This is a genomic window from Streptomyces sp. NPDC006326, from assembly GCF_040612915.1.
Taxonomy (GTDB): Bacteria; Actinomycetota; Actinomycetes; order Streptomycetales; family Streptomycetaceae; genus Streptomyces.
In genome coordinates, this window is the sequence record NZ_JBEXRC010000020.1 from 12617 (window position 1) to 32460 (window position 19844).

The 19844-nt window shown below is 71.2% G+C and carries 16 protein-coding genes; 13 read left to right on the top strand and 3 right to left on the bottom strand.

Annotated elements, in window-relative coordinates; translation table 11 throughout:
- The first annotated feature begins 95 nt into the window (after window positions 1-95).
- The 13 genes from ABZ128_RS17350 (at window position 96) to pgi (ending at window position 16313) form a co-directional block, all read left to right on the top strand.
- Window positions 96-686 (top strand): papain-like cysteine protease family protein, encoded by a 591-nt coding sequence (locus tag ABZ128_RS17350; RefSeq protein ID WP_356849229.1) that lies wholly within the window; start codon window positions 96-98, stop codon window positions 684-686.
- Window positions 687-691: 5 nt separating this feature from the next.
- Window positions 692-1477: a hypothetical protein gene (locus ABZ128_RS17355; protein WP_356849358.1), complete on the top strand. Its 786-nt coding sequence runs from the start codon at window positions 692-694 to the stop codon at window positions 1475-1477.
- Between the two features lie 583 nt (window positions 1478-2060).
- Window positions 2061-4097, top strand: a complete 2037-nt coding sequence (gene uvrC / locus ABZ128_RS17360) for an excinuclease ABC subunit UvrC (RefSeq protein WP_356849231.1) — start codon at window positions 2061-2063, stop codon at window positions 4095-4097.
- Window positions 4094-5089, top strand: a complete 996-nt coding sequence (rapZ, locus tag ABZ128_RS17365) for an RNase adapter RapZ (RefSeq protein WP_356849232.1) — start codon at window positions 4094-4096, stop codon at window positions 5087-5089. Before uvrC ends, rapZ begins: the two co-directional genes overlap by 4 nt.
- Window positions 5086-6156 (top strand): uridine diphosphate-N-acetylglucosamine-binding protein YvcK, encoded by a 1071-nt coding sequence (gene yvcK / locus ABZ128_RS17370; protein ID WP_356849234.1) that lies wholly within the window; start codon window positions 5086-5088, stop codon window positions 6154-6156. The genes rapZ and yvcK overlap by 4 nt, the downstream gene beginning before the upstream one ends.
- Window positions 6147-7136: a DNA-binding protein WhiA gene (gene whiA / locus ABZ128_RS17375; protein WP_356849235.1), complete on the top strand. Its 990-nt coding sequence runs from the start codon at window positions 6147-6149 to the stop codon at window positions 7134-7136. Before yvcK ends, whiA begins: the two co-directional genes overlap by 10 nt.
- Window positions 7137-7297: 161 nt before the next feature.
- A complete protein-coding gene (locus ABZ128_RS17380) occupies window positions 7298-10258 on the top strand; it encodes a M14 family zinc carboxypeptidase (protein WP_356849236.1) in 2961 nt (986 codons plus the stop codon).
- A 230-nt stretch (window positions 10259-10488) separates the two neighbouring features.
- The gene (gene gap, locus ABZ128_RS17385; RefSeq protein WP_030659979.1) at window positions 10489-11493 is read left to right on the top strand and encodes a type I glyceraldehyde-3-phosphate dehydrogenase; all 1005 of its coding nucleotides are present in this window, start codon (window positions 10489-10491) and stop codon (window positions 11491-11493) included.
- 124 nt (window positions 11494-11617) lie between these two features.
- Window positions 11618-12829 carry a phosphoglycerate kinase gene (locus ABZ128_RS17390; RefSeq protein WP_356849237.1) on the top strand — a complete coding sequence of 404 codons (1212 nt, stop codon included), beginning with the start codon at window positions 11618-11620 and terminating at the stop codon, window positions 12827-12829.
- A 6-nt stretch (window positions 12830-12835) separates the two neighbouring features.
- The gene (gene tpiA, locus ABZ128_RS17395) at window positions 12836-13612 is read left to right on the top strand and encodes a triose-phosphate isomerase (RefSeq protein ID WP_356849239.1); all 777 of its coding nucleotides are present in this window, start codon (window positions 12836-12838) and stop codon (window positions 13610-13612) included.
- Between the two features lie 161 nt (window positions 13613-13773).
- A complete protein-coding gene (gene secG / locus ABZ128_RS17400; protein WP_356849359.1) occupies window positions 13774-13995 on the top strand; it encodes a preprotein translocase subunit SecG in 222 nt (73 codons plus the stop codon).
- 187 nt (window positions 13996-14182) lie between these two features.
- The gene (locus ABZ128_RS17405; RefSeq protein WP_007263454.1) at window positions 14183-14518 is read left to right on the top strand and encodes an RNA polymerase-binding protein RbpA; all 336 of its coding nucleotides are present in this window, start codon (window positions 14183-14185) and stop codon (window positions 14516-14518) included.
- 139 nt (window positions 14519-14657) lie between these two features.
- Window positions 14658-16313, top strand: coding sequence for a glucose-6-phosphate isomerase (gene pgi, locus ABZ128_RS17410; RefSeq protein WP_356849360.1), 1656 nt, complete (start codon window positions 14658-14660; stop codon window positions 16311-16313).
- A 62-nt stretch (window positions 16314-16375) separates the two neighbouring features.
- On the opposite strand, the gene pgl is transcribed toward pgi, so the two are convergent.
- The 3 genes from pgl to zwf form a co-directional block, all read right to left on the bottom strand.
- A complete protein-coding gene (pgl, locus tag ABZ128_RS17415) occupies window positions 16376-17158 on the bottom strand; it encodes a 6-phosphogluconolactonase (RefSeq protein ID WP_356849240.1) in 783 nt (260 codons plus the stop codon).
- A 112-nt stretch (window positions 17159-17270) separates the two neighbouring features.
- Window positions 17271-18317, bottom strand: a complete 1047-nt coding sequence (gene opcA, locus ABZ128_RS17420; RefSeq protein WP_356849242.1) for a glucose-6-phosphate dehydrogenase assembly protein OpcA — start codon at window positions 18315-18317, stop codon at window positions 17271-17273.
- On the bottom strand, window positions 18314-19840 hold the full coding sequence (gene zwf, locus ABZ128_RS17425; protein ID WP_356849243.1) for a glucose-6-phosphate dehydrogenase: 1527 nt from the start codon (window positions 19838-19840) through the stop codon (window positions 18314-18316). Before zwf ends, opcA begins: the two co-directional genes overlap by 4 nt.
- Window positions 19841-19844 lie beyond the last annotated feature (4 nt).

The following is a 19844-nucleotide window of genomic DNA, read 5'->3' on the forward strand; positions in this document are numbered from 1 at the left end:
GAAGCGTGTTGACCTGATCGCGACAACACCTTGATGCTCCTCCTCAGCGTCCGGACGCGCTCCTCCATCCCCACTCCCCCCACGGGAGGAACGCGATGCGCAACCGAAACCGGCGGCTGTCCCTGGCCGCCGTCCTCACCGCCGTGCTCTTCGCCCTGCCCACCGCCACCGCCACCGCCGCCGGTGCCGGTACCGACTCCGCCCTGTCCGCCAAGCGCCTGGACATCACCATGCAGGCGCAGCAGAAGACCAACTGGTGCTGGGCCGCCGGCGGCAACACGATCGCCACGTGGTTCGGCCGCAACTACACCCAGAACCAGTTCTGCAACGCCGCCTTCAACCGCCAGCAGGGCTACGACTGCCCCAACAACCAGGCCACCCTGGGCAACGTCCAGACCGCCCTGAACTGGGCCGGGATCAGCCCCGGCTCGTACGTGAACGGCTGGCTGCGCTACAGCACCGTCCAGACCGAGATCGAGGCGAACCGCCCGGTCGAGACCCGGATCCAGTGGTCCAACGGCGGCGGCCACATGCACGTGATCTACGGCTACGACACCGCGAACAGCTGGGTCTACTGGGGCGACCCGTGGCCGTCCAGCGACCGCTACAACTGGGCCTCGCACGCCTGGTACGTGGACAACAGCACCTTCTCCTGGACCCACTCGCTCTACCGGATCGGGGCGTGAGCGCCATGACCGCGACCGTACGCACCGCCGCGGCCGTGCTCGCCGCGACCGCCGGCCTGGCCCTCGGCCTGACCCCGCAGGCCTCCGCCGCACCCGTGCCGCAGCCCCAGTCCGTCACCGCCGAGGCCCGGGCCGAGGCGGGCCGCGCGGCCGCCGCCCCCGACACCCTGGCCACCCTCTCCCGGTTCTTCGCCCGGGAGGGCAAGGTCGCGGTCACCGCGGCCCGGCCGCACACCGAAGGTGAGGCGGTCCCGGTCCACTACCTCTCCCCGGACTTCGTCGCGGGCAAGCCGGGCGCGTCCGTGGCCCGGCTGGAATTCCTCGCCACCAAGGCGGTCTCCTCCGACGGGCAGCAGGCCTCGCTGTGGACCGCCAGGACCGGGGCGGGCTGGCAGGTGGTGAACATCGCCACCGGCGACGACGAATTCCGCTACGCGCAGCTCGGCGCCGCGAAACTGCCGGGCGGCACGGTGTTCCGGGAGCCGCAGACCGACGCCTGGTACGTCGCCCGGGACAGCCGGGTCCTCCCGCTGGACGAGGACGCGGTACGGGCGGTGGGCGACGGCGGGACCACCCTCGCGGCGTACCGCTCCCGCGTGGTGAAGGCGTACGGGGACAAGCTCCCCGGCTCCGCCTACGCCGAGGCCGGCAAGGCCGGCGGCTACGCGGACCCGCAGGCCGCGGAGGCGCGGGGCGGCCTCCCGGTGACGGCCGGGGCCGCGGCCGGTGCGCTCGCGGCCGGGGCGCTGGGCGCGCTCGCCCTCCGCAGATCCCGCCGAGCCCTGACCTGACGCCCGGGCCCGGACCCCCGCGCCTCAATCGCCCTTCCGGCCGGCCGGTGCCGGGGTTGGGGCGGGGGGTCCGGTTGCCGGTGCGGCGCCGTTGCCGGGGGCCAGCCCCCGGACCCCCGCGCCTCAAACGCCGGCGAGGCTGGATTTGGCGGGCCCGTGCCGCGAGGTTGGGGGCAGGTTCATGGCTGGGGTGAGCAGGTCCGGTTGCCTGTGCGGCGCCGTTGCCGGGGGCCGGCCCCCGGACCCCCGCGCCTCAATCGCCGACGGGGCTGGATTTGGCGGGATGTGCCGGGCCTGTGTCTCGGATACCGGGGCTCTGGGCCGGGAGATGTGCGGGCGGGGTGGGGACACTGCGGTGGTGAGTCGAGGATGAGCGGTCACCGCCGGGTCAGGCCGTGACTCGGCCAGGATCCGCGAGCCGAGACGAACTTCCGGAGTGGCACCACCCCGCCACCCCACGCTCCCGCGCAACGACACCACACCCGGCGAAGCCGCCTCGCGCCCCCGCGCCCCGCCCGGCCCGGCTCAGGCCCGCACGAGGCGGTGCTGCCGGGTTGTCGGTTCCCGCAAGTAGGGTGTTGGCATGGCCGACCCTTCCAGTTACCGCCCCGAGCCGGGACAGGTGCCCGACTCCCCGGGGGTCTACAGGTTCCGCGACGAGCACCGCCGGGTGATCTACGTCGGGAAGGCCAAGAGCCTGCGCCAACGCCTGGCCAACTACTTCCAGGACGTCGCCGGCCTGCACCCCCGTACCGCCACGATGGTGACCACGGCCGCCTCCGTCGAGTGGACCGTCGTCTCGACCGAGGTCGAGGCGCTCCAGCTCGAATACTCCTGGATCAAGGAGTTCGACCCCCGGTTCAACGTGAAGTACCGGGACGACAAGAGCTACCCCTCCCTCGCCGTCACCATGAACGAGCAGTACCCGCGGGTCCAGGTCATGCGCGGCCCCAAGAAAAAGGGCGTGCGCTATTTCGGGCCGTACGCCCACGCCTGGGCGATCCGCGAGACCGTCGACCTGATGCTGCGGGTCTTCCCCGTCCGCACCTGCTCCGCCGGGGTGTTCAAGCGTTCCGCCCAGATCGGCCGCCCCTGCCTGCTCGGCTACATCGGCAAGTGCTCCGCGCCCTGCGTCGGCCGGGTCACCCCCGAGGAGCACCGGGAACTGGCCGAGGACTTCTGCGACTTCATGGCCGGCCGCACCGGCACCTACCTCTCCCGCCTTGAGAAGCAGATGCACGAGGCCGCCGAGGAGATGGAGTACGAGAAGGCCGCCCGGCTGCGCGACGACATAGGGGCGCTGCGCCGGGCCATGGAGAAGAACGCCGTCGTGCTCGCCGACGCCACCGACGCCGACCTCATCGCGGTCGCCGAGGACGAGCTCGAAGCCGCCGTCCAGATCTTCCACGTCCGCGGCGGCCGGGTCCGCGGCCAGCGCGGCTGGGTCACCGACAAGGTCGAGGCGGTCGACACCGCGGGCCTCGTCGAGCACGCCCTGCAGCAGCTGTACGGGGAGGAGAAGGGCGAGACCGTCCCCAAGGAGGTGCTGGTCCCGGTGCTCCCCGACGACGCCCCGGCGCTGAGCCAGTGGCTCGCCGGGCGGCGCGGCGCCGGCGTCAGCCTGCGCGTGCCGCAGCGCGGGGACAAGAAGTCGCTCATGGAGACCGTGCACCGCAACGCGCAGCAGTCCCTCGCCCTGCACAAGACCAAGCGGGCCAGCGACCTCACCACCCGTTCCCGGGCCCTGGAGGAGATCGCCGGGGCCCTGGAGCTGGACAGCGCCCCGCTGCGCATCGAGTGCTTCGACATCTCGCACCTGCAGGGCGAGGACGTGGTGGCCTCCATGGTCGTCTTCGAGGACGGCCTCGCCCGCAAGAGCGAGTACCGGCGCTTCCAGATCAAGTCGCATCCGGGGCAGGACGACGTCCGCTCGATGCACGAGGTGGTCTCCCGGCGGTTCCGCCGCTACCTCCAGGAGAAGCTGAAGACCGGCGAGTGGTCCCCGGAGGACGGCGACCAGCAGCCGGCCGAGGACGACGGCAGGCCCAGGCGCTTCGCGTACCCGCCCCAGCTCGTCGTGGTCGACGGCGGGCAGCCGCAGGTGGCCGCCGCGCAGCGGGCCCTGGACGAGCTCGGGATCGACGACGTGGCGGTGTGCGGGCTGGCCAAGCGGCTGGAGGAGGTGTGGCTGCCCGGCGAGGACGACCCGGTCGTGCTGCCGCGCACCAGCGAGGGCCTGTACCTGCTCCAGCGGGTCCGTGACGAAGCGCACCGGTTCGCCATCCAGTACCAGCGCAACAAGCGCGGCAAGCGGATCCGGTCGGGCCCCCTGGACGAGGTCCCGGGGCTGGGCGAGAGCCGCAAGCAGGCCCTGGTCAAGCACTTCGGTTCGGTGAAGAAGCTGAGACAGGCGACAATCGACCAGATCTGCGAGGTCCCGGGCATAGGCCGCAAGACGGCCGAGACCGTGGCCGCGGCGCTCGCCCGGGCGGTCCCCGCCGGTCCTGCCGTCAACATGGCGACAGGAGAGATCATTGAGGATGACCATCCCGCCCCGGTGGGCGGGGGCACCTCCGGCAGCAGCCGGGGGACATCGTCCGAACGGGGGACCGAGCAATGACCGAGCACGCGTCCGAGCACCAGACCGAGCACGAGACCGCGCACACCACCCAGCACACGACCGAGCACGACCGAGACGGAGCACAGGTGACTACGGGCACGACAGTGGAGCCCGGAGATACCGCCGAGGCGGCCATCCCCGAACTGGTGATCATCTCCGGCATGTCAGGGGCCGGCCGCAGCACGGCGGCCAAGTGTCTGGAGGACCTCGGCTGGTTCGTCGTCGACAACCTCCCGCCCGCCCTGATCCCCACCATGGTGGAGCTCGGCGCCCGCTCGCAGGGCAACGTGGCGCGGATCGCCGTCGTCGTCGACGTCCGCGGCCGCCAGTTCTTCGACGCCCTGCGCGAGTCCCTCGCCGACCTGGAGCTGCGCGGGGTCACCCGGCGCATCGTCTTCCTGGAGTCCTCCGACGACGCGCTGGTCCGCCGCTTCGAGTCGGTCCGCCGCCCGCACCCCCTCCAGGGCGACGGCCGCATCGTCGACGGCATCGCCGCCGAGCGCGACCTGCTGCGCGAGCTGCGCGGCGACGCCGACCTGGTGATCGATACCTCCAGCCTCAACGTGCACGAGCTGCGCGCCAAGATGGACGCGCAGTTCGCCGGCGACGAGGAGCCCGAGCTGCGGGCCACGGTCATGTCCTTCGGCTACAAGTACGGCCTCCCCGTCGACGCCGACCTCGTCGTCGACTGCCGTTTCATCCCGAACCCGCACTGGGTGCCGGAGCTGCGCCCCTTCACCGGTCTGAACCCGGAGGTGTCGGGCTACGTCTTCAGCCAGCCCGGCGCCAAGGAGTTCCTCGACCGCTACACGGAGCTGCTCCAGCTCATCGCCACCGGCTACCGCCGCGAGGGCAAGCGGTACGTGACCATCGCGGTCGGCTGCACCGGCGGCAAGCACCGCAGCGTGGCCATGTCGGAGAAGCTCGCCGCCCGCCTCGCCTCCGAGGGAGTCGAGACCGTCGTGGTCCACCGGGACATGGGGCGCGAGTGACCGGACGCACCCTGCGGCTGCGCCGCCTGCGCCGTCTCACCTCGGGACGGGACGAGGACGGTGCCCGCCGCACCGGGCTGCGCGGCGGCGCAGCCCCGAAGGTGGCCGCACCCAAGGTCGTCGCCCTCGGCGGCGGCATGGGGCTGTCGGCCTCCCTGGCGGCCCTGCGCCGGATCACCGGCGAGCTCACGGCCGTGGTCACCGTCGCCGACGACGGCGGCTCCAGCGGCCGGCTGCGCGAGGAGCTCGGCGTGCTGCCGCCCGGTGACCTGCGCAAGGCGCTGGCCGCGCTGTGCGGGGACGACGACTGGGGCCAGACCTGGGCCCGCGTCATCCAGCACCGCTTCCAGTCCGCCGGCGCCCTGCACGAGCACGCCGTCGGCAACCTGCTGATCGTCGCCCTCTGGGAGCAGCTGGGCGACCCGGTCCAGGCCCTGGACCTGGTGGGCAGGCTCCTCGGCGCCCAGGGCCGGGTCCTGCCCATGTCGGCGGTGCCCCTGGAGCTCCAGGCACTGGTCAGGGGCCACGACCCGGCCCGCCCGCAGGACGTGGACACCGTCCGGGGACAGGCCACGGTGGCCACCACTCCCGGCGAGGTGCTCTCCGTTCACGTCGTGCCCTCGGACCCGCCCGCCGTGCCGGAGGCCGTCGCCGCGGTGCTGGACGCGGACTGGGTGGTGCTGGGTCCCGGGTCGTGGTTCTCCTCGGTGATCCCGCACCTGCTGGTCCCGGAACTGCTCGACGCGCTGATGGAGACCAAGGCCCGCCGGGTCCTGTCGTTGAACCTCGCGCCGCAGCCCGGCGAAACAGAGGGCTTCTCTCCGCAGCGTCATTTGGAGGTTTTGGCCCGACACGCCCCTAAACTCGCCCTGGACGTGGTGCTGGCCGACCAGGCCGCCGTGCCCGACCGCGAGTCCCTCGCCGATGCCGCACAGCGCTTCGGCGCCGCAGTCGAGCTGGCCCCCGTGGCCAGGCAGGACGGCTCTCCGAAGCATGACCCGGAGCTGCTCGCCGCCGCGTACGACCGTATTTTTCGGATGCATGGAAGGATCGGCCCATGGCGATGACGCCAGCGGTGAAGGATGAGATCTCCCGGCTCCCCGTCACCCGGACCTGCTGCAGGAAGGCGGAGGTCTCGGCGATTCTTCGGTTCGCGGGCGGGCTGCACCTGGTGAGCGGGCGGATCGTCATCGAGGCGGAGCTGGACACCGGGATCGCTGCCCGGCGCCTGCGCAAGGACATCCTGGAGATCTTCGGCCATTCCTCGGACCTCGTGGTCATGGCCCCCGGCGGACTGCGCCGCGGCAGCCGCTACGTCGTCCGGGTCGTGGCCGGGGGCGACCAGCTGGCCCGCCAGACCGGCCTCGTGGACGGCCGGGGCCGCCCGATCCGGGGTCTTCCCCCGCAGGTGGTCTCCGGGGCCACCTGTGACGCCGAGGCGGCCTGGCGCGGCGCCTTCCTGGCCCACGGCTCGCTCACCGAGCCGGGCCGGTCCTCCTCGCTGGAGGTCACCTGCCCCGGTCCGGAAGCCGCCCTGGCCCTGGTGGGCGCCGCCCGTCGGCTCTCCATCGCCGCGAAGGCCCGCGAGGTGCGCGGGGTCGACCGCGTGGTGGTCCGCGACGGCGACGCCATCGGCGCCCTGCTGACCCGGCTCGGGGCCCACGAGTCGGTGCTGGCGTGGGAGGAGCGGCGGATGCGGCGCGAGGTGCGCGCCACCGCCAACCGCCTGGCCAACTTCGACGACGCCAACCTGCGCCGCTCGGCGCGGGCCGCGGTGGCCGCCGGGGCCCGCGTGCAGCGCGCCCTGGAGATCCTCGGCGAGGAGGTCCCCGAGCACCTGGCCGCGGCCGGCCGGCTGCGCATGGAGCACAAGCAGGCCTCCCTGGAGGAGCTGGGCGCGCTCGCCGACCCGCCGCTGACCAAGGACGCGGTCGCCGGCCGGATCCGCCGTCTGCTGGCGATGGCCGACAAGCGGGCCCAGGACCTCGGCATCCCCGGCACCGAGTCCAACCTCAGCGAGGAGCTGGCCGACAACATGGCCGGCTAGCCGGCCCGTCCGCCGCCTCCCCGCAGAGGGCCGTACGCCTCATGGGGCCCGCACGTCACACGTGCGGGCCCCTTTCGGCCACGCCCCATTGACATGAGCATGGGCCGGTCGTGAGCCTGGCGGGCGAACGCTTTCGTGGCACACGACGCCCAGGGGGGCACATGAGGCACCGCGCGAGATCGATCCTCGCCGCCGGCACACTAGTCCTCGGAACCACACTGGCCGCCTTACCGGTGGCCGCGCACGCCCGGCCCGCGGCAGACGCGGCCTCCGGCGCCGACGAGGTCCGCGTCTACGACGCCGGCCTCACCCGGGAGCAGGTCCCGCTGGTCCTCGCGGCCGGCCAGGACGCCCACGAGCTCGCCGAACGCGCCCCGCAGACCGGCACCGCCCAGGTCGAGCTCTTCCTCACCGGCGCCCAGGCGAAGGAGCTCGCCGCGAAGGGCGTGAAGCTCGCCGAGCACAAGGTCCCCGCCAAGGCGGCGGAGCGCTCCAGGGCCGCCGGCGACGGGGTCTTCCGCCCGTACGGCGGCAAGGGCGGACTCCAGGAGGAGATCCTGAAGACCGCGCAGGCCAACCCCGCCCTCACCAAGGTCGTCTCCATCGGCAAGACCGTCCAGGGCAAGGACATCCTGGCCCTCAAGGTCACCAAGAACGCCCGGACGACCAGGGACGGCGACAAACCGTCCGTGCTGTACATGTCCAACCAGCACGCCCGTGAGTGGATCACCCCCGAGATGACCCGGCGGCTGATGCACCACACCCTCGACAACTACGGCAAGGACCAGCGGATCACCAAGCTGGTGGACTCCACCGAGCTGTGGTTCCTGCTGTCCGCCAACCCCGACGGGTACGACTACACCCACGCCCCCGACGGCAACCGGCTCTGGCGCAAGAACCTGCGCGACAACAACGGCGACGGAAAGATCACCGCGGGCGACGGCGTCGACCTCAACCGCAACTTCGCCTACAAGTGGGGCTACGACAACGAGGGCTCCTCGCCGAGCACGTCGAGCGAGACCTACCGCGGCCCGAAGGCCTCCTCCGAGCCCGAGACCGTCGCCCTCGACCGGTTCGAGAAGCGCATCGGCTTCCGGTACGCCATCAACTACCACTCCGCGTCCGAGCTGCTGCTCTACGGAGTGGGCTGGCAGGTGGCCACCCCGACCCCCGACGACGTGGCCTACAAGGCGCTCGCCGGCACCCCGGAGAACCCGGCCGTCCCCGGCTACTACCCGCAGCTGTCCTCCGAGCTCTACACCACCAACGGCGAGGCCGACGGTCACGCGGGCAACGTCAACGGCATCATGATGTTCACGCCGGAGATGACCACCTGCCAGACGGCCTCCGCGAGCGACCCGGACGACCGGTGGAAGCCCGAGGACTGCCAGTCCGGCTTCAACTTCCCGGACGACGAGAAGCTGATCCAGGCCGAGTTCGCCAAGAACGTCCCCTTCGCACTGGCCGTCGGCGAGTCCGCCGCCCACCCCGACCAGCCGAAGTCCTCCGTCGGCCTGAGCGCCGCGGACTTCACCCTCGACCCCTTCACCACCTCCTACGTGGCCAAGGGCGAGGACCAGACGGTCTCCGTCACGGCCCGCAAGGCGCTGAAGGACAAGCGGCTCAACTTCCGGATCAACGGCGGCCGCACGCACGACGACGGCCTGAAGCCGTGGAAGGGCGGCCAGGTCTACGGCGGCGACGACAACAACTGGTTCGACGAGTACCGGGCCACGGTCGACGGCGCGAAGCCCGGCGACAAGGTCGAGGTCTGGTTCACCGGCCGCGACCGCTCCGGGCGGAAGGCGACCAGCGAGCACTTCACGTACACGGTCGCGCAGCGGCCGCCCGCCGACGTGCTGGTGATCGCCGAGGAGGGCGCCACGGCGCAGCACGCGCAGGAGTACGTCGACGCGCTGCGCGCCAACGGCAAGTCCGCGACGGTCTGGGACGTGGCGGCACAGGGCGCCCCGCACCACCTCGGCGTGCTCTCCCACTTCCGCACGGCCGTCCACTACACCGGCGCCAAGAGCCCCGGCGGGCCGACCCAGCTGGCGGTGCGCGACTTCCTGAACGAGGGCGGCAAGCTGATCGAGGCCGGCGAGCTGGCGGGCGGCAACGCCCAGGTCGGGCGGGCCGTCACGGACGACTTCAGCCAGTACTGGCTCGGCGCCTACGACCGTACGACGGTCAGCGGCGCCACCGGATTCACCGGCACGGGCACCCTCGCCGGGGCCAAGGGCCCCCTCGCCGACGCAGCCGGCAACCCGCTGAACGCCCCCGGCTCCTACGCGGTGACCTCCGAGGCCCTGCCGCCCGCGCAGTTCCCGCAGTTCAAGAGCGCGCAGGCGGGCCAGTACGCCGGGGTCGTGAACCCGTACGCCCCCTACGCCGGCGCCGGGATGGCCGCGGCCACCCACGAGGACAACGACTGGAAGCGGCTGACCCGCACCATCGACCTGACCGGGGTCGCCGCGGCCGACCGGCCCCAGCTCAAGATGGCCCTGAACTGGAACACCGAGCCGGGCTACGACCACGCCGTCCTGGAGGCGCACACGGTCGGCGGGGAGGACTGGACCACCCTCCCCGAGGCGGGCGGACTGACCGGCAACGCCGTGCCCGAGGAGTGCGAGGGCGGGTTCTTCGTGAACGGCCACCCGTTCCTGCGCCACTACCTCACCGTGGCGTCCGGCGGGTGCACCCCGCAGGGCACCAGCGGCTCCTGGAACAGCTTCACCGGGTCCTCCGGCGGCTGGAAGCAGGTCTCCTTCGACCTGAGCGCGTACGCGGGCAGGAGCGTCGAGGTGTCGCTCTCGTACGTCACCGACCCGGGCTCCGGCGGCCGCGGCGTCTTCGCCGACGAGGCGCGCGTCTCCGTCGGCGGCGCCGACCAGGCCGTGGAGGGCTTCGAGACCTCGCTGGGGGCCTGGACCGCGCAGGGGGCCCCGGCCGGAAGCCCCCAAGTCCCCGGCGACTGGGCCCGTTCCGGGGAGCTGTACAAGTCCTACGCCTCGGTCACTACGCGTAACACGGTGCTCCTCGGATTCGGCCTGGAACACCTGCCTACGGCAGCGGATCGAGCGGTACTCGTCGGTAGAGCGCTGCGTTCCCTGAACCGGTGATCGACGGAGCCCGCGTCGCTCACTCTGAGTGACGCGGCTCGGAGTCCCGGCGCCCCGTACCCAGGCCCGCGGTACGGGGCGCCGTGCGAATCCCCCCTGCAGGAGGGGGAGTGTCAGGCCCCGGCCGATGTCACCGGAAAGCTCACAGAGAGGTAGGGTCGTAAGCGGTCGGGGACATCCCATACAGCTCGCCGGCTGACAGACCGGCGCACCAACGAGGAGATCGGTTCGTGACGATCCGCGTAGGCATCAACGGTTTTGGCCGCATTGGCCGCAACTACTTCCGCGCGCTCCTGGAGCAGGGAGCGGACATCGAGATCGTCGGTGTCAACGACCTGACTGACAACGCCACCCTGGTCCACCTGCTCAAGTACGACACCATTCTGGGCCGCCTCAAGGCCGAGGTCTCCCACACCGACGACACCATCACCGTCGGCGGCAACACCTTCAAGACGTTCGCCGAGCGCGACCCCGCGAACCTGCCCTGGGGCGAGCTGGGCGCGGACATCGTCATCGAGTCGACCGGCATCTTCACGAAGAAGGCCGACGCCGCCAAGCACATCGCCGCGGGCGCGAAGAAGGTCCTCATCTCGGCTCCGGCCAAGGACGAGGACATCACCATCGTGATGGGCGTCAACCAGGACAAGTACGACGCCGCCAACCACCACGTCATCTCCAACGCCTCCTGCACCACCAACTGCGTGGCGCCGATGGCCAAGGTCCTCGACGAGAACTTCGGCATCGTCAAGGGCATGATGACGACGGTCCACGCCTACACGAACGACCAGCGGATCCTGGACTTCCCGCACTCGGACCTGCGCCGGGCCCGCGCCGCCGCCGAGAACATCATCCCGACCTCCACCGGTGCCGCGAAGGCCACCGCGCTCGTCCTGCCGCAGCTCAAGGGCAAGCTGGACGGCATCGCCATGCGCGTCCCGGTCCCGACCGGCTCGGTCACCGACCTCGTCCTGGAGCTCGACCGCGAGGTCACCAAGGACGAGATCAACGCGGCCTTCCAGAAGGCCTCCGAGGGCCAGCTGAAGGGCATCCTCGACTACACCGAGGACGCGATCGTCTCCTCCGACATCGTGAACTGGCCGGCCTCCTGCACCTTCGACTCCTCCCTGACGATGGTGCAGGGCAAGCAGGTCAAGGTCGTCGGCTGGTACGACAACGAGTGGGGCTACTCCAACCGCCTCGTCGACCTCACCGTCTTCGTCGGCGGCCAGCTCTGATTTCCGGAGCGGCAACCACGATGTGAAGCTCAGGGTCCGGGCGGCGCGACGACGCGCCGGCCGGACCCTGTAGTTTGCCTGTCGTTCTTCGCCCCGACATGGGCGCCTAAGGAGTCAGAAACACATGAAGACGATCGACGAACTCCTCGCCGAGGGCGTCTCCGGCAAGCGGGTCTTCGTCCGCGCCGACCTGAACGTGCCGCTCGCCGGCGACACCATCACCGACGACGGCCGCATCCGCGCCGTGCAGCCGACCATCGCGAAGCTCGCCGAGGCCGGCGCCCGCGTGGTCGTCGCCTCCCACCTGGGCCGCCCCAAGGGCGCCCCGGACCCGGCCTTCTCGCTCGCCCCCGCCGCCAAGCGGCTCGGCGAACTGCTGGGCGCCGAGGTCGCGTTCGCCACCGACACGGTCGGCGCCTCCGCCCGGGAGACCGTCGCGAAGCTCGCCGACGGCCAGGTCGCCGTCATCGAGAACCTGCGCTTCAACGCCGGTGAGACCTCCAAGGACGACGCCGAGCGCGGCGCCTTCGCGGACCAGCTCGCCGAGCTCGCCGACATCTACGTCGGCGACGGCTTCGGCGCCGTCCACCGCAAGCACGCCTCGGTCTACGACCTGCCCGCGCGCCTGCCGCACGCCGCCGGTCACCTCATCGCCACCGAGGTCGGCGTCCTGAAGAAGCTGACCGCCGACGTCAAGCGTCCCTACGTGGTCATCCTCGGCGGCGCCAAGGTCTCCGACAAGCTCGCCGTCATCGACGAGCTGCTCGGCAAGGCCGACCGCCTCCTGATCGGCGGCGGCATGGCCTACACCTTCCTCAAGGCCAAGGGCCACGAGGTCGGCATCTCCCTCCTCCAGGAAGACCAGATCCCGGTCGTCACGGAGTACATGGAGCGCGCCGAGAAGAACGGCGTCGAGCTGGTCCTGCCGATCGACATCCTCGCCTCCGCGGACTTCCCCGACCTCAAGGGCAAGACCCCGGCCGAGTACACCACCGTCGACGCGGACAAGATCCCCGCCGACAAGGAGGGTCTGGACATCGGTCCCAAGACCCGTGAGCTGTACGCCTCGAAGATCGCCGACGCCGAGACCGTCTTCTGGAACGGTCCCGTAGGCGTCTTCGAACACCCCGACTACGCCGGAGGCACCCGCGCCATCGCGCAGGCCCTCGTCGACAGCAGCGCGTTCACCGTGGTCGGCGGCGGCGACTCCGCCGCGGCCGTGCGCACGCTCGGCTTCGACGAGAACGCTTTCGGACACATCTCGACCGGTGGCGGCGCCTCCCTCGAATACCTTGAGGGCAAGACGCTCCCCGGCCTCGCCGCACTGGAGGTCTGACCCTCGATGAGCACGCGTACCCCGCTGATGGCGGGCAACTGGAAGATGAACCTCAACCACCTTGAGGCCATCGCACACGTCCAGAAGCTCGCCTTCGCCCTCGCCGACAAGGACTACGACGCCGTCGAGGTGGCGGTGCTGGCGCCCTTCGTCGACCTGCGCTCGGTCCAGACGCTGGTCGACGGCGACAAGCTGAAGATCAAGTACGGCGCCCAGGACCTCTCGGCGCATGACTCCGGTGCCTACACCGGCGAGATCTCCGGCTCCATGCTCGCCAAGCTGAAGTGCACGTACGTGGCCGTCGGCCACAGCGAGCGCCGCCAGTACCACGGCGAGAGCGACGAGCTCTGCAACGCCAAGGTCAAGGCCGCCTACCGGCACGGCATCACCCCGATCCTGTGCGTCGGCGAGGGCCTGGACGTCCGCAAGGCCGGGCAGCAGGTCCCGCACACGCTGAACCAGGTCGACGGCGGCCTCAAGGACGTCCCGGCCGAGCAGGTCGAGTCCATCGTGATCGCGTACGAGCCGGTCTGGGCGATCGGGACCGGAGAGGTCGCGACGCCCGAGGACGCCCAGGAGGTCTGCGGGGCGATCCGCGGCCGCCTGGCCGAGCTGTACTCCCAGGAGCTGGCCGACAAGGTCCGCATCCAGTACGGCGGCTCGGTGAAGTCCGGCAACATCGCGGCGATCATGGCCCAGCCCGACGTCGACGGAGCCCTGGTCGGCGGCGCGGCCCTGGACGCGGACGAATTCGTCAAGATCGTCCGCTTCCGCGACCAGTAGGCACTGTGATCGTCGCAGTGAGTATGCGGTAGGGCGGATCCGTCGTACCCTTGCGGGGGCCGGGAGGCTGAACCATCAGCCGCCGGCCCCCGCGCGCATCCGGCAGCACACCGGGATGCCGGAAAGCCAGTAGGCCAGACAGATAGGAATCAGCCGTGATTATGGGGTTCTCGATCGCCCTGATCGTCTTCAGCGCCCTGCTGATGCTGCTCGTGCTGATGCACAAGGGCAAGGGCGGCGGCCTCTCCGACATGTTCGGCGGCGGCATGCAGTCGTCCGTCGGCGGCTCCTCTGTCGCTGAGCGCAACCTGGACCGCATCACCGTCGTGGTCGGTCTGCTGTGGTTCGCATGCATCATGGCTCTCGGCGTCCTGATGAAGTAGGGCCGCCCACGGTTCTCGCCAATCCGGCAGCCCGGCCGGCCGCACCCCGCCTATCATGAGACCGGCGTCCACAGCCCGGAGTGAGTAACTCCATGTGATGGACGTCCGTTGGGCCTTACGTAGACTGGGGCGCCCGCGGCGGAATCCACTCACGCTTCGCGGCACCATCACGCAGGGAGTTACGACCGTGGCAAGTGGCAACGCGATCCGTGGCAGTCGGGTCGGAGCGGGGCCGATGGGTGAGGCCGAGCGCGGCGAGTCCGCGCCCCGCCTGCGCATCTCCTTCTGGTGCTCGAACGGGCACGAGACGCAGCCGAGCTTCGCCAGCGACGCGCAGGTGCCGGACACCTGGGACTGCCCGCGCTGCGGGTTCCCGGCCGGCCAGGACCGGGACAACCCCCCGGCGCCGCCCCGCACCGAGCCGTACAAGACGCACCTGGCGTACGTGCGCGAGCGGCGCACGGACGCCGACGGCGAGGCGATCCTCGCCGAGGCGCTCGCCAAGCTGCGCGGCGAGATCTGAGACATGTGGTGAACGGGCCCGCCCCGCTGGAGAACACTCCAGCGGGGCGGGCCCTTCGCGTGTGTTGCGCCGCTTCTGATCCTTTAAGTTGGTGATCGGCGGGGCACGACAGGACGGAAGAAACGGGTTGATGTCCGAGATGAATGCAGGCAGGCGTACGAGGCTCAACCGGACGCCCGAGTGGCTGGCACTCGGCAAGCACCGGGAGGCGCTGGGACACACGCATCTGCGCGAGCTGTTCGAGGCCGACCCGAACCGGGGTACGGGCTACACCCTGCAGGTCGGCGACCTGCACATCGACTACTCGAAGCACCTCGTGACCGACGAGACGCTGGAACTGCTGCGCGAACTCGCCGCCGCCACCGGCGTGGCCGAGCTCCGGGAGGCCATGTTCCGCGGCGAGAAGATCAACACCACCGAGGACCGCGCGGTCCTGCACACGGCCCTGCGCGCACCCGCGGACGCCGTCGTCGAAGTGGACGGCGAGAACGTCGTCCCCGGCGTGCACGCCGTACTCGACAAGATGGCGGCCTTCTCCGAGCAGATCCGCTCCGGGCAGTGGACCGGCTTCACCGGACGGCGCATCACCAACGTCGTCAACGTCGGCATCGGTGGCTCCGACCTGGGCCCGGCCATGGCCTACGACGCGCTGCGCCCCTTCACCGACCGCGGCCTGACGGTGCGGTTCGTGTCCAACGTGGACGGCGCCGACCTGCACGAGGCCGTACGGGACCTGGACCCGGAAGAGACGCTGTTCATCATCGCGTCCAAGACCTTCACCACGATCGAGACCATCACCAACGCCGAGTCGGCGCGGGACTGGCTGCTCTCCGGGCTGGGCGGCGACCAAGCGGCCGTCGCACGGCACTTCGTGGCGCTGTCGACCAACGCCGAGAAGGTGACCGCCTTCGGCATCGATCCGGCCAACATGTTCGAGTTCTGGGACTGGGTCGGCGGGCGCTACTCCTTCGACTCGGCCATCGGCCTGTCGCTGATGATCGCGATCGGCCCGGACGCCTTCCGTGAACTGCTCGCCGGCTTCCGGACGATGGACGAGCACTTCCGCACGGCGCCCCCGCAGGAGAACGCCCCGCTGCTGCTCGGCCTGCTCGGGATCTGGTACGGCGCCTTCTTCGACGCCCAGTCGCACGCGGTCCTCCCGTACAGCCACTACCTGTCCCGGTTCCCGGCCTACCTCCAGCAGCTGGACATGGAGTCCAACGGCAAGTCCGTCGACCGCGACGGCAACCCGGTGGACTGGCAGACGGGACCGGTCGTGTGGGGCACGCCCGGCACCAACGGGCAGCACGCGTACTACCAGTTGATCCACCAGGGGACCAAGCTCATCCCTGCGGACTTCATCGGCTTCGCCCGGCCGGTGGCGGAACTGGAGCCGCGGCTGGCCGCCCAGCACGACCTGCTGATGGCCAACTTCCTCGCCCAGACGCAGGCACTGGCCTTCGGCAAGACGGCCGACGAGGTCCGGGCCGAAGGGGTCGAGGAGTCCCTGGTCCCGCACAAGACCTTCCGCGGCAACCACCCGACGACCACGATCCTCGCCACGGAGCTGAGCCCCTCCGTCCTGGGGCAGCTGATCGCGCTGTACGAGCACAAGGTGTTCGTACAGGGCGCGGTGTGGAACATCGACTCCTTCGACCAGTGGGGCGTGGAGCTCGGCAAGGTGCTGGCCAAGCGAGTGGAGCCGGCCCTGTCGCAGGGCGCCGACGTACCGGGCCTCGATGCCTCGACGAAGGCCCTCGTCTCCGCCTACCGCAGGCTGCGCGGCCGCTCCTGACCGGCCCGCGGTGGAACGAAGGGCCCGCACCCGGGGGGTGCGGGCCCTTCGGCCGTACGGGGTCAGGCCGAGGCCGGCGGGTACATGCCCGGCGGGAGCTTCGCCGCGGCCGCGCGGTCCAGGAGCCACAGCGTCCGGGAGCGCCCGTACGCGCCCGCCGCAGGGGCCTGGAGCTCGCCGGCCCCGCCGAGCGCGATCGCCACCGCGCCCGCCTTGTCCTCGCCGGCCGCCAGCAGCCACACCTCCCTGGCCGCCCGGATCGCCGGGAGCGTCAGCGAGACCCGGGTGGGCGGCGGCTTCGGCGCGCCGTGGACGCCGACCACCGTGCGCTCGGCCTCGCGCGCCGCGGGGTGCTCCGGGAACAGCGACGCCACGTGCGTGTCCGGGCCGACGCCCAGCATCAGCACGTCGAAGCGCGGCACCGGCCCGTGGTCCTCGGGGCCCGCCGCCCGGCGCAACTCCGCCGCATAGGCGGCCGCCGCGGCGTCCACGTCGTCCCCGTACGGGCCGTCCGAGGCCGGCATGACGTGGACCCGGGCCGGGTCCACCGGGACGGCGTCCAGCAGGGCCTCACGGGCCTGGGTGTGGTTGCGCTCGGGGTCGTCCGCCGGGACGTACCGCTCGTCGCCCCACCACAGGTCCAGCCGGGCCCAGTCGACGGCGTCCCGGGCCGGGGCGGCGGCCAGCGCCGTGAGCAGGCCGTTGCCGTTGCGGCCGCCCGTCAGGACCACCGAAGCGCTGCCGCGGGCCGCCTGCGCGTCCACGATCTTCGTGATGAGCCGGGCCGCCGCGGCCTGGGCCATCAGCTCCTTGTCCCGGTGGACGACGACCTGGGGAGTCGTCATACCCATGTTCTTGCCGCCTTCTTGGTCGCGACTTCTCGGTCGGGAAATGGCTCGGCCGCCGGCCCGGCCCGTGCCCCCGGAGGGGCAGGACCCGGCCGGCGGCCGTCGTACGTCACTGCTTGGCCGGAGCCTTCTTCGCAGCCGCCTTGGCCGCGGGCTTCGCGGCCGGCTTGGCAGCCGGCTGCGACTGCGCCGCCGGGGTCTCGGCCGGGGCCGCCGCCGCGGACGGCTGCTCCGCCTCCAGCGTCGCCACGCCGAACTTCAGCGCGGACTCGTAGGTGTTGTCCGGGTCCAGCCGCCGCAGCTCCTCCGCGAGCAGCTCCGCCGTGTCGCGGCGTTTCAGCGCCACCGCCCGGTCGGGCTGCCCCGGCATGCACAGCGTGGCCAGCGAGCCGTCCGCACGGCCCAGGAGGATCTCGCCCTCCTTGGTCGTCAGCCGGACCGACGTCAGCCCGGGGCCCGCGGAGACGGTCCGCTTGACGGGGACCTCCAGGCGGTCCCCGAGCCACATGGCCAGCAGCTCGCAGCTCGGGTTGTCGTCCTCGCCCTCGACGTGGGCCGACACGACCGTCACGTTCTGCTGGTCCAGCGCCGCCGCCAGCATCGAACGCCACGGGGTGATCCGGGTCCAGGACAGGTCCGTGTCCCCGGGTGCGTACGACGCGGCACGCCCGGCGAGCGCCTCGACCGGATCCTCGCAGGAGTACGTGTCCGTGATCCGGCGCTGCCCCAGGGCACCCAGCGGATCGCCCGCCAGGTCCGTCGGAGCACCCTCCGGCCACCACACCACCACCGGGGCGTCCGGCAGGAGCAGGGGGAGGACCACCGACTGGGCGTGGTCGACCAGCTCGCCGTGCAGGCGCAGTACGACCGTCTCGCCACTGCCGGCGTCCGCCCCGACGCGGACTTCCGCGTCGAGACGGGCGTCACGGCGGCTGCGCGGCGAGCGGCTGACCCGCTTGATGACGACGAGGATCCGCGAGGGGTGCTCGTGGGACGCGTCGTTCGCCGACTTGAGCGCGTCGTACGCGTTCTCCTCGTCGGTCACGATCACCAGCGTGAGGACCATGCCGATGGCCGGCGTGCCGATGTCCCGGCGCGCCTGCACCAACGCGGCGTTGATCTTGCTGGAGTTGGTCTCCGTGAGGTCGATCTTCATGGCCGGCGCCAGCTCCGTCCGTCTCGTGCGAGCATCTCGTCCGCCTCGACCGGCCCCCAGGTGCCCGCCGGGTACTGCGCGGGCTTGCCGTGCTTGTCCCAGTACTCCTCGATCGGGTCGAGGATGTTCCAGGACAGCTCGACCTCCTGGTGGCGCGGGAAGAGGTTCGCGTCACCGAGCAGGACGTCGAGGATCAGACGCTCGTACGCCTCGGGGCTGGACTCCGTGAAGGACTCGCCGTAGGCGAAGTCCATCGTGACGTCCCGGACCTCCATGGAGGTGCCCGGAACCTTGGAACCGAAGCGCACCGTCACGCCCTCGTCCGGCTGGACCCGGATGACCAGGGCGTTCTGCCCCAGCTCCTCGGTCGCGCCCGACTCGAACGGCAGGTACGGGGCCCGCTTGAAGACGACGGCGATCTCGGTCACGCGGCGGCCCAGGCGCTTGCCGGTCCGCAGGTAGAACGGGACGCCCGCCCAGCGGCGGTTGTTGATCTCCAGGCGGATGGCCGCGTAGGTGTCGGTCTTCGACTTGGGGTCGATGCCGTCCTCTTCGAGGTACCCCACGACCTTCTCGCCGCCCTGCCACGCCGCCGAGTACTGGCCCCGCACCGTGTGCTTGCCCAGGTCCTCCGGGAGCTCGACGGCCGTGAGGACCTTGAGCTTCTCCGCCACCAGCGCCTTCGGGTGGAAGGTGCCCGGCTCCTCCATCGCGGTCAGCGCGAGCAGCTGGAGCAGGTGGTTCTGGATGACGTCACGGGCCGCGCCGATGCCGTCGTAGTAGCCGGCCCGGCCGCCGATGCCGATGTCCTCCGCCATGGTGATCTGCACGTGGTCGACGTACGACCGGTTCCAGATCGGCTCGAACATCGTGTTGGCGAAGCGGAGCGCCAGGATGTTCTGGACCGTCTCCTTGCCGAGGTAGTGGTCGATCCGGAAGACCTCGTCCCGCGGGAAGACCTCGTGGACGACCTTGTTGAGCTCCTCGGCGCTCTTCAGGTCGTGCCCGAAGGGCTTCTCGATGACCGCGCGCCGCCAGGAGCCCGCCTTCTGGGCCAGGCCGTGGTCCTTGAGCTGCTGGACCACCTTGGGGAAGAACTTCGGCGGCACCGACAGGTAGAAGGCGAAGTTGCCGCCCGTGCCCTGCTGCTTGTCGAGCTCCTCGATCGTCGCCTTCAGCGTCTCGAACGCCTGGTCGTCGTCGAAGTCGCCCTGCACGAACCGGCAGCCCTGCACCAGCTGCTGCCAGACCTCTTCCCGGAACGGCGTGCGCGAGTGCTGCTTGACGGCCTCGTACACCTCCTGGGCGAAGTCCTCGTGCTCCCACTCGCGGCGGGCGAAGCCGATCAGCGAGAAGCCCGGCGGGAGCAGCCCTCTGTTGGCCAGGTCGTAGACGGCAGGCATCAGCTTCTTGCGCGACAGGTCACCCGTAACGCCGAAAATGACCAGGCCGGACGGCCCCGCGATGCGCGGGAGCCGCCGGTCCTGTGCGTCACGAAGCGGGTTCGCTCCGTTTACAGACAAAGTG

Excerpts from the sequence above, each read along its gene's own strand:
- secG (WP_356849359.1), top strand. The coding sequence starts at position 13,774 with ATGGGGTTCTCGATCGCCCTGATCGTCTTCAGCGCCCTGCTGATGCTG.
- ABZ128_RS17380 (WP_356849236.1), top strand. The coding sequence starts at position 7,298 with ATGAGGCACCGCGCGAGATCGATCCTCGCCGCCGGCACACTAGTCCTC.
- ABZ128_RS17390 (WP_356849237.1), top strand. The coding sequence starts at position 11,618 with ATGAAGACGATCGACGAACTCCTCGCCGAGGGCGTCTCCGGCAAGCGG.
- rapZ (WP_356849232.1), top strand. The coding sequence starts at position 4,094 with ATGACCGAGCACGCGTCCGAGCACCAGACCGAGCACGAGACCGCGCAC.
- pgl (WP_356849240.1), bottom strand. The coding sequence starts at position 17,158 with ATGACGACTCCCCAGGTCGTCGTCCACCGGGACAAGGAGCTGATGGCC.
- ABZ128_RS17355 (WP_356849358.1), top strand. The coding sequence starts at position 692 with ATGACCGCGACCGTACGCACCGCCGCGGCCGTGCTCGCCGCGACCGCC.
- tpiA (WP_356849239.1), top strand. The coding sequence starts at position 12,836 with ATGAGCACGCGTACCCCGCTGATGGCGGGCAACTGGAAGATGAACCTC.
- pgi (WP_356849360.1), top strand. The coding sequence starts at position 14,658 with ATGAATGCAGGCAGGCGTACGAGGCTCAACCGGACGCCCGAGTGGCTG.
- whiA (WP_356849235.1), top strand. The coding sequence starts at position 6,147 with ATGGCGATGACGCCAGCGGTGAAGGATGAGATCTCCCGGCTCCCCGTC.
- opcA (WP_356849242.1), bottom strand. The coding sequence starts at position 18,317 with ATGAAGATCGACCTCACGGAGACCAACTCCAGCAAGATCAACGCCGCG.
- ABZ128_RS17350 (WP_356849229.1), top strand. The coding sequence starts at position 96 with ATGCGCAACCGAAACCGGCGGCTGTCCCTGGCCGCCGTCCTCACCGCC.
- uvrC (WP_356849231.1), top strand. The coding sequence starts at position 2,061 with ATGGCCGACCCTTCCAGTTACCGCCCCGAGCCGGGACAGGTGCCCGAC.